This is a genomic window from Paenibacillus baimaensis, from assembly GCF_025567575.1.
The window spans coordinates 385351-402184 of record NZ_JAOQIO010000007.1; the positions used below are offsets into that span (position 1 = coordinate 385351).

Sequence of the window (16834 nt, forward strand, 5' to 3'; positions counted from 1 at the left end):
TACAATTTAAGTTGAGGCCAATACATCCTCGATCCGAATGGGACGATTCTCCTTAACGGATCTCCATACCGCTTCTCCCGTTCCAACCGAATAGGCGCCATCTATCGAGCCTGACAAAATATCATAGGGACGCTTCGGATCGGGACCGAGAAAGATGTCCTCCAGGAGCGTCGGGTCCCCGCCTCCATGCCCACCCTGTCTGTGAACGACATGAATGGTTTCCTTGGAGCCAAACAATGGAAAGTAATCGATTGTTTGCACAGGGACTGGGAATGGTACTCTGCCGGAGGAATGGTATTCCATCGATTCAATACGGCCTTTAGTTCCGTTAATCGCCAGCCGGTAGCCTTCATAAGGCAGTGAAAAGTTGACTGAATAGGTGAGCAGCGCTCCGCCATTATATTTGACGTTAACCGAATAGGTATCCTCGATATCAATTTGTGAATCGTAGATACAGGCATCAGAGCGGTATTCGCTGTAAGGAGCTTGAGCATCTACGGTGCCGACAGCACCGATATGATCGTCTGCTACATGAACCTCCTTGCCCCTTGACGACCAGCGCATATAATAATTGCAATCGGGCTTGACCTCACAGGTGGCGCAATGGCGTCCATCTTCTTTTTTCGGATTAAGCTCACCATCAGGGCCGTAATAATTAAGAGCGCCGAAGGCAAATACTTCTACCGGCTGCTGCCCTGTCCACCAATTGACCAAATCGAAGTGATGCGAGCTTTTGTGAATCGATAATCCTCCCGAATGCTCCCTGACCCGATTCCACCGTTTGAAATAGCTGGCTCCATGGTACGTATCGATGTACCAATTCAGATCGACGGATGTTACCCGCCCTACCTTGCCCTCCAGCACCAGTTCCTTGATCCGGCTGTGAATAGGAGCATACCGGTAATTGAAAGCAACAGTTACCTTCCCCTTGCTCTTGGACTCTGCATCCATAATACGCCTACAATCAGCCCCAGTGGTTGCCATCGGCTTCTCGGAAAGCACATCCAGATCGTGCTGCAGCGCCTTCAAAATATAAGTGACATGCGTATCGTCACGCCCCGTTACAATAATGACATCCGGCTTCGTTTGTGCGACCATTTTATCGAAAGCATCGGCTCCGTATTCCGGCACACCGGCAAGCTCCGGGTATTTGCTCTTACATACTTCAAACCTTCTGGAATCAATATCGAGCAGCCCGACGATCTCTGCTTGATTGGAAAATGTTGAAAGCATCGGTCCGATGAACATTTTCAGGCTTCGATTGCTTACGCCGCAAATTGCATACTTTTTTTTCATTCAGCACCTCATTCTTGATATTGGGTTGGATGATACCGACGCCCTGTCGGTGAAGCTAACTTCTGAATTCATTATTTCGAATAACCGGATAAATAGATACAATCCCGACAGCGACAATTGTGGTGAATCCTTGTAAACCGTATGGTTGTTGGTTATTTGAGCGCTTATAATCTTTAATGCCCACTTTTATAATCTTTATAGAACACGACAAAAAGAGCAGCCTTCAACGGCTGCTCCAGCTATATCTATGGATTCATGTACCCTATTACAACGGCTCGAATATCTGTTTTTTTCTCAGTATTTACAATAATAAGCATAGACTGCGTGTGCTGCCGAAGAGTGGAATCGAACTAACGCTGGTCGTGACGGTATATTGACGTTAAATTTCTCGTCAGGCCTTCATGTCGTTTTTAAACATTTTGTCTGCTTCAATAGGACTTTCTTTTGCTGTCATATGGTGCGGAATTACTCGGCAAACCTGAATCGGCCCGCCGAATACGGCCGACCTATACTTTTCCACATGCTGCTTGGGCAAAGGGCGGTTATAATAGCCGGGAACATATTTATTGATCATTTCCTGAAGTACATGGGTGGCCTCATCCAAATCTGTGATCGGCTCTGCTTGTCCAAATATCATTACGCTCATATAAGCCGTATCCGTTTTGGCAGGTACCGGATCCGTAATGGTTCCGTATTCCTCACATACCGTAAAGCATACCTCTGGATTTTCACCCATGACCTGATTGCGTCTTCCATCTCCAGCTCCATGAAAATAGAGCTTTCCTTCAGTCCATACATAATTAAGCGGTACCACATAGGGCAGGTTACCATCAACCAACCCAAGATATCCAATTCTCGCTTGGTGAAGGAAGCTTTCAATTTTCTCTTGATCCTGACATTCCCTGATCTTGTAACGAACCGATTCCATTTCAAAATCACTCCATTCACTCATAATTTATTCATCCACTCCAATTGTCTTAACTCCGTTACTCTTCTAGAGTGCCGCACGACCAGATTGCAAATACCAGCGTTATTACGGTAGTATATCAGTAGTTGGATTGTGTATACACATCCAAACATCGCAGTTATGAACAATCCATAATTCATATTATAGGGTTGGAGCTTCTATTTGGAGGTGTGCGCAATGATGAAAGTAAGTCGTAATCGCTCACCTGATAGGTGTCTCTCGCTCAACGATGCAGATCGTCTATGAGGAATTGCTAAGTCGAGGCTATACGGTTACATCTCGTCGAGGAGGAACGCGAGTTAGTGAATGGAATCAAGTCACAGGCTCAACGAAGGAACTACTAAAATATGGCCCCATCCCCCCCTCGCTTCCCTTGTTGAACACGGCGGTTGATCAATTACATGTCTGGTTCAGAGGCAAGGAATATCGAGAAGTGGATATTGAGCACTGGCGACAATCGTTTCTCCACGCATCCACTGCTATGGACTTATCAAGCTGGGCTTACGGTAATCCCTATGGTTTTACACCTTTACGTGAGGAGATTCAGCGTTATTTATCACTTGAACGAGGTATCCATATCCAAACAAATCAGATACTGTTGACCTCATGAGCTCAGCACAGCATTGACTTAATCGCACAATCGCTTTTGTCAGACGGGGACACTGTTTCTGTAGAAGATCCTGGTTTTGTTTCTTGCACTAGTGGAGTGTGCTCACACAAAGTTCCTTAACGCCCCCTACTGGCATTCTCGTGAAACTCATTCATAACATTCCTTTGTGCTAGAGTTGGCTCAGCTAAATACTGTAATCAATCACTTCGGCACAACAAAGGAAACGGTCGTACCTTGATCCGGATAACTATGAATTTTCAATCCATTCCCGTACATTTGTTTCAGCCGCCGATCGACATTTAACAGACCGACTCCCTGCCTGCCATCCGAACGTCTGCGTAATAATCGCTGCATCTTTGCTTCGTCCATTCCCACACCGTTATCGGAAATAACTGCTTCTATGCGGTCTTCATATTCGGTAATTTGAATAAGGATTCTTCCTCCCGACGATCGCCCCGTTATTCCGTGCCGCACGGCGTTTTCCACGAGCGGCTGAATGGAAAGCGGGGGAATCTTCAGCATTATGCTCGCCTCTACTTCCCAAACAATTTCAAGATTTCCATCGAAGCGTTCTTTCTCGATATACAAATAGGAACGGACGAGAGCCAGTTCCTGCTCAAGCGGAACAAGCCGTTCGGAATTTTTAAAATTAAAGCTCGCCCGCAAATAATTGCCGAATTCATCGAGCAAAAGGCGCATTCTGTTCAGATTGATGTCACTGAGCGCCGCGATCGCATTGAGCGTGTTGAATAAAAAGTGCGGCTGTATTTGCGCCTGCAGCCAGGCCGCTTCCATACGCAGCCGTTCGCGCATCGAACGGCGCACATCGGTTAGTGCCCGCACTCGAGCTATCAATTCCATCGTATCTGCAGGCTTTACTACGTAATCGTTGGCGCCCGCCAAAAATCCTGCGGCAATATCTTCAGACTTGTTGCGCGCGGTCAGAAGAAGAATGGGCAGCTCCGAGCTCGAGTAGCGCTTGCGGATGGCGCGCGTTAACTCGTATCCAGACATATGAGGCATCATGACGTCGGCAATGACCAGATCCCACTCTCTTGTTTTCAGTTGGGACAATGCTTCCTTGCCACTCGTAACCGCAACGATATCGAAGCTTTGCGCAGCTAAAATGTCCTCCATTACTTTCAGGTTAAGCGGATCGTCGTCCACAGCCAATACGATCGGTCTATCCGTAGAGTCGGAACTTGGCGTATTCGTATCTTCGCCGTATTGAACGTTCGAGCCGGAAGCGCCTGTTTCCATATAAGCGGGCAATAGAGCCGACTCAGCTTTCATTTCCGGTTGAACGGACAACGAATCGGACAACGCCAAAGCAAATGTGAATACCGCGCCTTCTCCGGGGGTAGAGCTGACCTCCAGCGCTTCGCCGTGCAGCTCCACGAGCTGCTTGCAAATGCTGAGCCCGAGGCCGAGGCCGCCGCTGGGATCCGCCGTCATGCCGGAGTCGCCTTGCTCGTAGGACTTAAAGATTCTTTGCAGCGTTTCCGCGTCCATGCCAACGCCCGTATCCGCAACGCTAACGTACGCTTTCCCGCCCTTAACGTCCGCCCGGATGGTGATTGTCCCTTCGCTAGTAAATTTGATCGCATTGTGAACCAGATTGAACAAAATTTGAACGAGCCGGTTTTCGTCGGCCATCACAGGAGGAAATTCATTCGGAATCTCGCTGACCAGCCGGACCGGTTTGCCGTCGGCCATGAAGCGAAGCATGTCGAATACGCCGGAAGCGACCGCTTGCACCTGAACGCTTTGCATCTGCAGGCGGACGACGCCCTCCTTGAGACGCGTCAAATCGAGCAGGTCATTTAACATAAACGACATGCGCCGGCCGACGGTGATCATCAACTCCAAATTTTTGGCGCTCTTATCGCTCAGCGCATGTTTTTCGATGTCAAGAACCGTTTGCGCCATATTCAGCATCCCGTGCAGCGGATTGCGCAATTCATGGGATGTGTTCGCCAGGAAATCGTCCTTCAGCTTGTCTGTCATTCTTAACTGCTCGTTCAGCTTGGCATTTTCTTCGGAATTGCGAAAGTACTGCTTAAACCAGTAAGCGGAAAAACTGATGATAGCCGCCAGCACGTCAAACGGGTAGTAGACGCCCGTTATTACCGAGCGAGGATTAAGCAATCCCCATGCGGAGCTGGATAACATACTCGTGGCGGCAAGCAACAGAAAGGTGGCGCCAGGCTGATTTCTGGCTATCATTTTGCCGATCAGATAGATACCCCAGGCCATTGGGAACCAATAAAGAAGTCTGAATACGTTAGCTTCGATAGTATAGTAAATGAGCGGCGGCGGCATGACCGCCACAAACCCCGAATAGAACACGAAAACGACCGCGTACGTACGAAACCAAACCGTGTTGGTTCGGAGCTTGGCAAATATTGCAACCATCAGCAGGAAAAAAAAGGGGATCGACGTGTACGAGAGCAACTTGATTTTCATCGCCCATGCATAGCTGATGAATGGCATGCATACCAGCAGGAGGCTGTCGTTATCGGACACAATCGAAAGACCGGAGACCAGAAGCAGCATGAAGAAGACAAGAAACGATTTTTGCCGATTGAACACGTATAACATCAAGGCATACAAGCCATACAACATCAGTATCATGAATGTCACTACCTGAAAGCCAATGGAGCTCCAGCGTTCGGTTTCGATGGCCGCATCCGACCCGAAGCGGATGTCCCTGACAATGCCACCGTTAAACGGATTTTCGAAATTGGCAACGCGTACAAGCAGCTCGATCTCACTCACTCCGTTTGCCTTATAGAGCGGGGTATAAGAAATCCGGCGGGGCGTATACGTTTTCGCCTGCTCAGTCGGTTGGCCGACTCCTGCTATCTGACCATTGAATTCAACAACTGAAGAGGCTTGAATTTCCTGAATCCAGAATTCTAAAGTCTGTTGCGGCAAAGGATCGACAAGAATGTGCAGTCCGTACGTCCCGTATCCGAACGACGACATTGACCCTGCCGGCAAAGCGCTTCGCCAATCCCCAGGAACCTGAATATAACGCTTGTCAAGGGATTGAGAACGCTTGTCTTCATGCGAGATGAAGGCCTCTGGATAAAATTCCCACTCCCCTTTCAACGTAATGGAACGGGAGTTTGCGAAGTCCCAGCCACGCAGATCGAGCACGCCTTGAACCGCTTTAGGATGCTCAGGCGCAGGAAAAATCCCGGACCAAAGCCACCTGATTCCGAGAAGAATAGAGAGAAACAGGATGAACGTCGCAGCATATTTCAGGGCAGTTTTGTTTTTTAACCGTATCAAATAGAGCTCACTCCCAACGTTTCACCGAGCAACTCCACCATCTGCTTGCAAATGCTGGAGTTCATAATTTTCGACAAGAACAGCGTGAATTCCTTCTGTCGCAATGGAATGTAAAGAAAGCCCACCAATATTCGAAACATTGGCGGGCTTTCTTGTTTTGTTACTGAATCAATGGCGTTTTGTTACGGTACCCAAATTTCCATACCGTTTGATTTTTCGTATTGATGGGCATTGGTTGCTTCCATGATGTCATAGTATGCCCAATAGCCATTTGAAACGTCTTTGAAAACTTTGATGCTGGTAGACGCCTCGATGGCTTTTCTGTCAGCCTGACGATTAAGCATTCTGTTTACAATCGTAGCAGACTCTGCACGAGTGATGGTTTTATCCGATCCAAAGGTGCCGTCCGGATAGCCATTTACCCATCCATATTCCGCTGAAGTTGCTATGCTGGAGTAGGCCCAATGGGTTTTCAATACATCCGTAAAGGTCTTATTGCCTACAGCTTTATTCGAAAAGCTTACTGCTATAATTGTAAACTCCGCACGAGTGATGGCCTTATTAGGTGCGAAGGAGCCATCTTCATAGCCGTTAATAATACCGAGGCTAGCTAAGGTGTTCACAGCTTTTGCATACCACGCATTTTCAGGTACATCAGCAAAGTGCACTCCTGAAGTATTTACATCCTGATTTTTTAGAAGATTATAGAACATTTGAGCTACTTCAGCACGGGTTACTGAGGCATCCGATCTAAAGGTTCCATCCTCATAACCATTTAAATATACTAAATGTTCCATCGTATTTAGCAAATTGAATACTCCCGTATCAGTAGACGACGCTGGCGTAGCCTTGAACGTAGCATTAATCTTAACTGTGCCGTTCGGTTGGATATACGTATAAGTACCGTTGCCAAGGCTTGTATAGTTGATTACATTACCTTTATCATCTGTAATTGATAACTTGTCCAGTGTATATCCGGCATCAGGTGTAACAGTAAGGGTCACGGTTGTTCCGACTGCAGCGTTAGGATTGTCTACAGTAACTTTTCCGCCTGTCACATTATCAATCGTGACAGTGGAACTAACGGTGCTACCTCCACCACCACCTCCGCCACTGTGATTACTATTGCTTGATGGCAGAAAAGGTCCTGTGCCCGGCAAGTTATCCGCAAATATCATTTGGTTTGAGTAAATCAAAGCATAAGTCGAAAACTTGTTTGAGGAGAACGTTACCGTTGTTCCATTGACAGAGGCTGGAATGAATTCCGTACGGCCATTATGAACTCTGACAATAGCGAAATACTTATAACCCAGCAGGGTTCGTGGAATGGTCAATGTAATGCTAATCGGTACCGGTACGACAGGCACAAGCTGAGAAGCACCTGCATTAATCACTGCACCGCTGCTGTCTAGTACATCTACTTTTTTGGTAATGCTAATATCATACATAAAGCCAATGTTAGCCGCACTTGGGGCAATGAGGGTATTAATTAAGCTTTTGTCCTCTGATACTGCTTGGGTTGTGCTATTAGACACATCCGTTGCATTCAGATTAAGACTGGCATTCAAAGATTGGCCATTCAATACCTGGGCAATTTCTGCAGGCGTAAGCAGCATAACCTTTTGATTATCCAATTGATTTCTTGTGGTAGAAGGATCTGCAACACCACTTACGTCACTGCTAATCCTTAACGAAGCCTGGAGCAGATTCAATATCGCATTGGATAAATTCTCTACCGTTGTCCTGCTTATTTGCAATTGTTCTTCCGGTGTGAGAGCAGTAAATTCATCATGTGCTGCTTTTAGAGCCTCTAAAGTATTCGTTTTGACAGCAGTTACCATATCACTGGATACCTTTGAAACAGCGGTCGAAGGATGCACAATAATGGTTCCCTTATCATCGCTTGTAACGCTCATTCCCGCTGGTGTTCCGGCATTTGGCGTAAAGGGTCCAAATGTGACGTTGCCTTTGTCATCTACGGTAGCAATAGCCGTAAATGTTGCGTTAAGTGCTGCATTGTCAGGGTTCGTAATCGTAATACTTGCTGGATACACCCCTACAGGCACACCTTTTACAGCGTATTTGCCGGTATATTGACTTACATTGCCTGTAACGCCAGCCACCGTGATTGTTGCTTGTGTAGGATAGGTTGTATCTTCATACATCATTCCGCCAGTAACAGCAATCTCTGGAACTAAAGCGGCTCTTGCCTTTTCCAGCGCGGACTTGGCCGCATCGACCTCGGCTTGGGTCACATCAGGTCTGGCCAGTACAGCTTGTGCCTCGGTTATCGCTTGTTGCAACGCTTGCCAGCTATTTGGCGAATAGGTTGCCGGATTCAAATTTTCCGCGACAATCTCTGCTTGTTTAGCACGCAGCTTGCTCAAGTCGACCAAAGTGCCACGCGCCAATTCCAGAGCGGATAGTGCTTGTCCGAGCTCAACTGGAGTAGCTTGCGGCGAGCGGTTAAGCAAAGCTTTCGCTTCGTCCCGCGCCTTGGTCAAATCTGCCCAGCTGCTAATCGTATAATCGCCCGGTATCAAGGTGCCAATTGTAATCTCGTTTTGGATTTTGTCCGTAGTGGCTTTCAGCTTGTCAGCATCGCTGATCAAGTTGGCCCGAGCGGCTTCCAAGGCGGCCAAGGCGGCATCGACTTGTACCTGCGTGGAACCCGGATTGTTCAACACCTCTTTGGCGTCAGCCAGCGCGATTTGCAGCGTTGCCCAACTTTCCGGCGTGTAGTTGGCCTCCGTCAAGCTTTTGATTCCGGTCACTTTGGTCTGAAGAACGGTTTTGTACACTTTCGCAAAGGTGAACAGGGAGCCGTTGCCGAGCCTGCTGCTGTCGAAAGTAGCTTGACCCGCCGCATTCAGCGTAATACCCGAATTCACCCCATCGATAATGAGATAGTACAGCACGGAAGGATTTTCGGCCGTCATATCCAGCTTCAAAGTGATGTTCCGGTCCTGCCAATTCGACTTTTCCACCTTAAACACACGGTTCAACTGCTTCAACGTATGTCCCGGAGCTTCCGGCACATTGGTTTCATAGTTGGCGGTTGCGCCGTTGTCGCTGAATGTAAGGAACGAGGAATCAGCGTTAATCGTATTCGTATTGGCAGCATTGGACGCTTGAACTGCATCACCTAATGCGATCGTCACCAGCGCGCCCTGGTCCTGCGATTTGGACTGCTTTTGCAGCAAGTCGCTGCCGTCGTCCCGACCGATGCCGGTAATCCGGTTGCCGTAGCCTTGATTGTTGGCTGCCGTCCACATCTTGCCTAAGCCATTGCTGGCTGTATAATCCGTTTTGCCGCCATTTAGCGTCAAGCCGTATTTCAAAGCCAAATAGCTGTTTACTTTTAGCTTCTCAGGGTCGCTCAGCTTGCGATTGTATACAAAAATTTCGGAAATATCACCCTGGAATATGCTGTAATGGCCAGCTCCGATGTAATAGAAATTCGGAACAGGGGGGGCGAAGTTAACGCTGTTGGACGTTGCTTGGAGCAACGGATTGCCATCGACTGAAAGTGCCCAATCCTGATTTGTTGCGGACGCTTCAAGCAAACGAGGTTTCTTCAGATCGATGCCGCCGACTCCAACAGATCGGATAACCTCGGACCCGAAGCGCGTTAAGATGTTGCCGTCCTTGTTGCCGTAAGTTGAATTCTGTAAAGCAATGTTACCTCCGAAATCCCACGGGAATCTATTGGCTGTGTCGGTTATTTTGCTGGTCTGCACGGAAAACACTTCCCGTTGCGTATCAGCAGTCCCAAACGAAGCCCCCTTATAATAACCGTTAACCCCAGTAGCTTGAATACCGGCATTAAAATTGATCGCCGCCGGAGCATACGGCATAGTCCCTGCCGCCTGATGAGACCAAGTCCTGCTGGAATCTGCCAAATCCTTCAGGCTGCCGACGGCCGTTTGGTTATCGGCGCTCTTCTCCACGTTAACCCACGAGACCAGACCGCCGCTTACGCCGCCCGGAGCTGCGATCTTAGGTGCGACAATTGTCTTCGTTGTGCTTATTTGAGTACTGGTGTCATCATTCGGCATTCCGCCGAATTCGAGGACGTAGCCTTGAACGTTGTTACTAAAGGGGTAATCGTTCCATTTGCCCGAATTACTCCCTGGTCCAAAAATATGGGCTACTTGCTCGGAGCCACTATAGTTATTTGGCTCTCCTGATACCCAGTTCGCATACTCACCTACTGTACTTCCCGGATTGTAACCGTTCCAGAACGGCCTGCCCTTCCCGCTGTTCTCCAAGCCTTCAGGGCCTGTCACCCAACGCCAGTCTCCGGCGGCCGGATTGTTGGTTGCAGATTCTCCGTTTTTCCGACCGATATCTACTGCGCCAATCCAACCAACACCCTGCGTTTTTTGCGCGATGAAATCATTTTCGCCTTGACTTGTTATGGTTGCAAGATAACCTTTCCGCCCGAGGAAGGATTGGCTACTGGCCCCTGACACTGCTTGATTCCACGTAAGTGCAGACGGCAGGGAGATATAATAGTAGAAATGACCGTTCCCGCTGTAAGACAGATAGGGCCCCATTGAGAACCCGATGGTTCTGTCACTTTTATCAGTAGATGTGGTTGAATACTTCACGGTTCTTAATAAATTTTGATATTTTGCTGCTGAAACATTGTTTTTTAGTATTAAAACCCCATTAGCAGCATTGCTTTTGTCTACCGTAATACCGTCGCTTCCAGCCACAGTTTCATCGACGGACAAGGAATCTCCGCTTTTAAAATTGTCTATGACAACCGTAGCGCCTGGCACTATACCGCCATTGTCGGTATATTTGATAGTTAAATTCCCATCAACCGTAACAGGGGTACTGCCTTGGGATGAAGTAGTTCCTGCGGATGCGAATATTCCAGACGGTATTGTATCGGCACTTAACAGTTTTTTAATTTTAGTGCCATCCGCCACATACACATTGCCGCTGTTGTCTACGGCTATGCCTTTTGGGGAGTCAAAGCTTCCCGAACCGGTGATGTCCGTCCAACTTCCGTTCGACAGTTTTTTTATTTTCTTATCGCCAATATCCGTCACATACACATTGCCGCTGCTGTCTACGGCTACGGCTTGTAAATTGTTAAAGCTTTCCGAACCGGTGATGTCCGTCCAACTATTACTTCCGTTCGGCAGTTTTTTTACCTTGTGATTTCCGGCAGACACCACATACACATTGCCGCTACTATCTACTGCCACGCCACCGGGATAGTTAAAGCCTCCCGAATAGGTAATGTCTATCCAAGTTCCGTTCGACAGTTTTTTAATTGTGTGAGCTTGATTGTCCGTCACATACACAGTGCCGCTATTGTCTACTGCTATGCCAAAGGGAAGAGTAAAGCTTCCCGAACCGGTGATGTCCGTCCAACTATTACTTCCGTTCGATAGTTTTTTTACTTTGCTATTGTCACTATCCGTCGCATATACAGTGCCGCTATTGTCTACTGCTATGCCAAAGGGACGAGTAAAGCTTTCCGAATAGGTGATGTCCGTCACATTGCCGTTCGACAGTTTTTTTATTTTCTTATCGATAACATCTGTCACATACACATTGTCACTGACTACTGCTACACCATAGGGAGAGCTAAAGCTTCCCGAACCGGTGATGTCCGTCCACGTTCCAGTTGCCGCATGGGCTGAACTCCCGCCTACAGCCATCTGAAGCACAGGAAGGAACAACAACAAGAAACACATCAGCACATAAGGTATTCTTTTCTTCATTTGCTTCTCTTTCAATTTGTACTCATCCTCTCTTTGATCGTTCAACATTTCATCGAACCCTAATACTAACAAAAAAATTCTGAAAAGCTGCTGTTCTATCTCCAGCCCCGTAAAATAACTGCCGTTCTTATTCTATTCCGCTCTCATACTCGTTCCACTCCTGTCCAATAGGGAGCCAAAGCACCTTAATCCCTATATCTCGATAAAATCTATGTTATTTCAACAAATGTGATCTTAGCATAAGGATCTATACAAATTCTCTACAAGCCCCGGATGCTTGAACGTGAAAGTAACCCGCACCGTCATATATATTTCGAAAAACTGTGCTATTTTTCTGCGGAAGCGCGGCTTATTCGGACAAGCTTTAATCATCCAATGCCAAAATGCCGATAGTATGAGATAGCGGGTCTAATCGCTCAGAAAAAATACATAGCTTTTTATGGAGAGTGAAATACATGAAGATCATGTTGATCGATGACGAAGCGCTGGCGCTAAACCAAATTCAGCGAATGCTATCGGGATACTCCAAGCTTTCGGTGGTCGGTTCGTTCCGGAATGCGCGAGAGGCTATTGCGCGAATGCCGGAGCTTCAGCCGGACGTCATATTTTTCGATATTCACATGCCGGGACTATCAGGAATCGATGCGGTTGAGCTGGCACGGGAGGCTTGTCCGGGAGTCGATATTGTATTTATAACGGCATATCAGGAATATGCTATCCAAGGTTTCGATTTAAATGCGGTCGATTATTTACTTAAACCGTTGCTTCAAGCTCGTTTGGATCAAACGATAAAGCGGCTGATGCAAAGAAGATTGTATGAACCAGAGGCTATCCAGTCAACAGCACCTTCTCGTATTCTTTGTTTTCGGTCTCTCCGTTTTCAGCGCAGCGGCGGGTCACCGGAAATTCCGAAATGGCGAACAGTAAAAACGCAGGCTCTGTTTGCTTATCTGCTGCACCATCGTGGCAATATCGTCCGCAAGGAAACGATTCTCGAGCAGCTGTGGCCGGATCTTGACGTTAAACAGGCGGCGGGTCATTTGTACACATTGATTTATCACATCAGACAGTGCTTGAAGCAAATGGGCATCAATGCCCCCATCCGCAATATGACCATTCAAGAAGGCTACATGCTCGACACAAGCTCCACTCGGATAGACGTGGATGAATGGGAAAACGGTTTGCGGCAGGCGAGCAAAGGAGATTGGGTCCACAGTCACTCCGAACTGCGTCGGTTGCTTGAACTTTATGAAGGGGACTATTTTCAGGAGCACGGTTACTGGTGGGCGGAGGACGAACGTGAAAGACTAAGGAAGCTATGGTACCAGCACGCCCGTTCGTTAGCCCGATTCTATGAGAAAGCAGGGATGCAGGAGGAGGCGATCACGATTTACAAACGGATTCAGGATGCAGATCCGTTTAACGAAGACGACGGACTTGCGCTGATGAAGCTTTATATGTCAATCGGACGGAGCGAAGAAACGGAGAGGCACTACCACAAGATGAGTCAGATGTTTTCAAATGAGCTTCAGATCGGCTTGCCTGCCAAACTGGTAAACTGGTTCGAACAAGCGACAATGAAGTTGTCCCCTAACGAATGAGGATGACGATGGAGGACATCGACAAGGTCAGGAATTTTTCCAATTGTGAAATTAACACAGAGACCAGTGGAATTAAAAAGTTTAGAACCAGTAGAAAAGTCCAACCTACGAGATAGCAGGACTCCATCTACTGACCAATACCGATAAGATATATATCCAACTATCTAACTATGCAATTGCCTACTTAACTGATCAAAGCAGCGATAATAAGGGAACAGCCCACACTGAGACGTGACCCGAGAATCGCGACGGATACGTTACCCATTTGTATTTCCTTGGCGACCTTAAAAGGGGTAATCCATCCAAACAAGTAATAAGTCACAATCTGGGCAACAATAGCGACCAATCCCCAGAGGATCAGCTCCATAAGATTAGCAGAATGATAAATAGCTGAGGCCAGCACGACGCACAGTCCGATCATTTTCCCACCGAGATCGTGAGCGGATGCTTGCGCTGCATTCACCTTTGTTATATCTGTACTGGTCCCTTCCTTGATCAGCTTCATTTCCTTGTATGGAGTAATAATTAGAAAAATACCCAGTCCTGCGCCAATAAGTCCCAAGGTCGTTACCAAATATAATAAAAAATTAGATACTTGCTCCCACGTGATAATCAAACTCAGATCCATATCCATGTTCCTTTCCTGTTTCAGCATCATAGCCGTTAATCCTTGAGGCCGACTGGCAAATAAAACGACTCATTCCCCGTTATTTTATTTCCTAATCGTAATAGTACAGCGGAAGGAGTCCCTCCGATAACAAAAGAACGCCATAGCGCACTTCCTGTGTAAGGACCGTTTAACGTTTGAACTGTGATTTGGGGAAGCTCTACCCGCTTCTGATAAACCATCGGCTGATCAGAGTATTCATCACTGTCGTTGTGTTCTGCAATGGTTCCGTCTGCGTCATAGAGCGTAACCGACCCGCCTTCCCTGCCGTAGATCGGCTTTTCTACATAAGCATGCTCACCGATAAAGCGATTCTCAAAATACGTTGGCAGCATATAGCGGGCAACCCATTCATGCTCTTCCTCGCTAAAAAACACACCGGTTTCGTGAAGACTCCAGATGAGCGCCAGGAGAGCCTTCGTCTGACACAAAAATGCGCTCGGCGGGTTAATAATACCGACCTTCCCTCGTGCAATCAAATCGAGGGTATGCGCTCCCGTCGGATAACCGTCCTCATCGGTCTCAATAGCCAGCTTTTCCAAAGCATGATGGCGCAGCATCATAGGTACAGGTGTTAAATAATCGCCATCTACAAAATACAGATTATCCTCATACACCCTGAGATCGGAGAGCGGAACGAATCGGCCGTTCAGTCCCGATTGCTGTAATAAGTAGCGGGTCGTAGCCGCATCCTCCTCATGCCAGTCGAGCGAGCAAAATACGATAGGTTCCGTGCTGTAAGCCAACTCACCGTAGCCCTCCAGCATACGTTGAAATGCTAGTGGGAAATGCTGCTCACAGCCTTCATTCGGATTTCTCACGCCGTGGTGGCGGCATACGTGCCCATTGACATAATAGGCTTCTACAATTAAAGACGGTGTGTCGGCATTAAACTCGATCAGCTTGATGCCGTCCGTTGTCCATGCCAGATCCAAAGCTCCGTAAACCGTTGCAAAAGCAGCTGGAAGCTTGATACGAACCGTCTGCAAAGCCTCAGCGGGAATTCCCATGGCCAGCAAAAAGTCATCCTCTGCCTCCTGCAGCACGGGATAACATTTGTGAAAAATACGCGCAAGGCGATCTGTCGCCTCCTGAAGCTGTTCATGTTCAACCGAGGTGATAAGATGAATGTCAGCCAGCGCGTATTCCGATTCATACATAAAGTCCCACGTAAATATACCCTCTTTACGCAGCGGATTATAAATCGAATTTCTGAGTTCTTCGTAATTCATGCAGGCTACGCCCCACCCTTCATCTAGCTCTTAGCTGCTTGACCCTTTGGATCCTGAACTGCTGGAGGAGCTGCCAATTCCACCCTTGGCGCTGGAGGATCCGCTGGATATCCCGTTGGATGAACCGGATGACGCTTTGGGTGCTGATACTGACTTGCTTCCCGATGAAGAGCTGGAAGAAGGAGCAGTAGACGCAGAAGAGGTGAACGAACCTGAACGTTGGGTTGTTGTTGGCGCTGGCTTGCTGGTCGATGCTGGTGCAGGCGTTGACTTGCTGGCTGCTGCTGGCGTCGTGCTCTTGGCATTGCTGCTGGCTGCCGGCTTATTGTTGGTGGGCGGAGCTGCCTTGTTGGATTGCAAAGCTTTCCCGGCTTTAGCGGCTCCGATTGCTGCAGCTGCGGCACCTACGGCAAGCCCCGCCAAGGCTCCGGTAATTAATCCTGAGGATACGGACGATTCCCGGCCATAATAAGTACTTCCATTGTAATTGTACACATAGTTTCTATCCACGCTCGCTCCTGAGTCATCGCATTGGTTATCGCCATTATCGTCCTGGCAATAATCCTCTGCGGTGCCGCCATATGGAATATCATCTGTGCTTGCCAGCTCCGGTATCTCTTGTATCTCTTCCTCACCGGATACCACGGCCTCCTGGGCGGTCTTGTTGGCCAATGCAGCGGTGTTGGCGTTTGGGGGAGTCTGTCCACACCCCACCAAGGCCGTAACCATGAATACGGAAACCATTAGCGCCGTTTTATTCATGGGAGGAGTCTTTTCTGTGTGTGTTATCGTTTCTTTTTTTGGCAGCATCGTTGGTCACCTCAATCGTTGGTTCTCGCATAATAAACGAACATTTTTCGATCCTCATCAAGCTCGAAGGATGTTTTATTCCACTTGCGTCCATTCAGCTTGATCGTTTCCGTTTGCAGCAGCAGTAGAACCTCAAGCAAGCTGCTGCAATGCTTTACATGCAGGAGCGGATAATCAGCAGCTTCATCTGCAAATTGTCGGATTTCTACAACGAATTCTTCTTCCTGCATGATTTCCGGTTCGGACTGCTCTACCGCTGTATCCGTTGGAATCACATAAATCAGATGAACACCGTCTTCCTCTTCCGTACGATGCCGTTCATATATCGTTCCACCGCGAATAAACCAATCGGAATCGTTGCGTACTAACAATTCATCGATTGAAATAGGATCATAATGACATATCATTTCTGCAGGATTATGTAGTAAACGATATTCCAGTCGGGCCATGCCCCGTTCCCCCTCTAATATCCTTTTCTGTAAAAAAATTAACTCGGATTTATTCTACTATAAATATCCAAAATAATCTTGAAATTATTTTAAAATGACAAGCATGAACTCACTTTTTGTCGATAGCTCATTATACGATGAAGACACCTTTCAGTTTCCAA

At 47.6% G+C, this 16834-nt stretch carries 9 protein-coding genes and 1 pseudogene; 2 read left to right on the forward strand and 8 right to left on the reverse strand.

The features are described 5' to 3' along the window. Nucleotides 1-6 precede the first annotated feature (6 nt). Nucleotides 7-1296: a Gfo/Idh/MocA family protein gene (locus tag OB236_RS03375; RefSeq protein ID WP_262682740.1), complete on the reverse strand. Its 1290-nt coding sequence runs from the start codon at nucleotides 1294-1296 to the stop codon at nucleotides 7-9. 391 nt (nucleotides 1297-1687) lie between these two features. Further along, the gene (locus tag OB236_RS03380; RefSeq protein ID WP_262683068.1) at nucleotides 1688-2224 is read right to left on the reverse strand and encodes a pyridoxamine 5'-phosphate oxidase family protein; all 537 of its coding nucleotides are present in this window, start codon (nucleotides 2222-2224) and stop codon (nucleotides 1688-1690) included. 235 nt (nucleotides 2225-2459) lie between these two features. Here OB236_RS03380 and OB236_RS03385 point away from each other — a divergent pair. Beyond that, nucleotides 2460-2951: pseudogene (locus tag OB236_RS03385) on the forward strand (PLP-dependent aminotransferase family protein); the annotation flags it as partial. Nucleotides 2952-3074: 123 nt separating this feature from the next. Here the strand turns inward: OB236_RS03385 and OB236_RS03390 are convergent. Then, complete coding sequence (locus tag OB236_RS03390; RefSeq protein ID WP_262682741.1) at nucleotides 3075-6170, reverse strand: ATP-binding protein; 3096 nt, start codon at nucleotides 6168-6170, stop codon at nucleotides 3075-3077. A 182-nt stretch (nucleotides 6171-6352) separates the two neighbouring features. Beyond that, entirely contained in the window at nucleotides 6353-11962 is a 5610-nt protein-coding gene (locus tag OB236_RS03395; RefSeq protein WP_262682742.1) for an S-layer homology domain-containing protein, read from the reverse strand. 407 nt (nucleotides 11963-12369) lie between these two features. On the opposite strand from OB236_RS03395, the gene OB236_RS03400 reads away from it, so the two are divergent. After that, the gene (locus tag OB236_RS03400) at nucleotides 12370-13515 is read left to right on the forward strand and encodes a response regulator (RefSeq protein ID WP_262682743.1); all 1146 of its coding nucleotides are present in this window, start codon (nucleotides 12370-12372) and stop codon (nucleotides 13513-13515) included. 184 nt (nucleotides 13516-13699) lie between these two features. On the opposite strand, the gene OB236_RS03405 is transcribed toward OB236_RS03400, so the two are convergent. From OB236_RS03405 to OB236_RS03420, 4 genes are read right to left on the reverse strand one after another with little or no spacing between them, the layout of a single operon-like run. After that, nucleotides 13700-14173 carry a DUF350 domain-containing protein gene (locus tag OB236_RS03405; protein ID WP_262682744.1) on the reverse strand — a complete coding sequence of 158 codons (474 nt, stop codon included), beginning with the start codon at nucleotides 14171-14173 and terminating at the stop codon, nucleotides 13700-13702. A gap of 5 nt (nucleotides 14174-14178) precedes the next feature. After that, nucleotides 14179-15414 carry a glutathionylspermidine synthase family protein gene (locus tag OB236_RS03410; RefSeq protein WP_262682746.1) on the reverse strand — a complete coding sequence of 412 codons (1236 nt, stop codon included), beginning with the start codon at nucleotides 15412-15414 and terminating at the stop codon, nucleotides 14179-14181. 30 nt (nucleotides 15415-15444) lie between these two features. Continuing rightward, on the reverse strand, nucleotides 15445-16224 hold the full coding sequence (locus OB236_RS03415; protein WP_262682747.1) for a hypothetical protein: 780 nt from the start codon (nucleotides 16222-16224) through the stop codon (nucleotides 15445-15447). Nucleotides 16225-16235: 11 nt separating this feature from the next. Beyond that, complete coding sequence (locus tag OB236_RS03420; protein ID WP_262682748.1) at nucleotides 16236-16673, reverse strand: hypothetical protein; 438 nt, start codon at nucleotides 16671-16673, stop codon at nucleotides 16236-16238. Nucleotides 16674-16834: the final 161 nt, after the last annotated feature.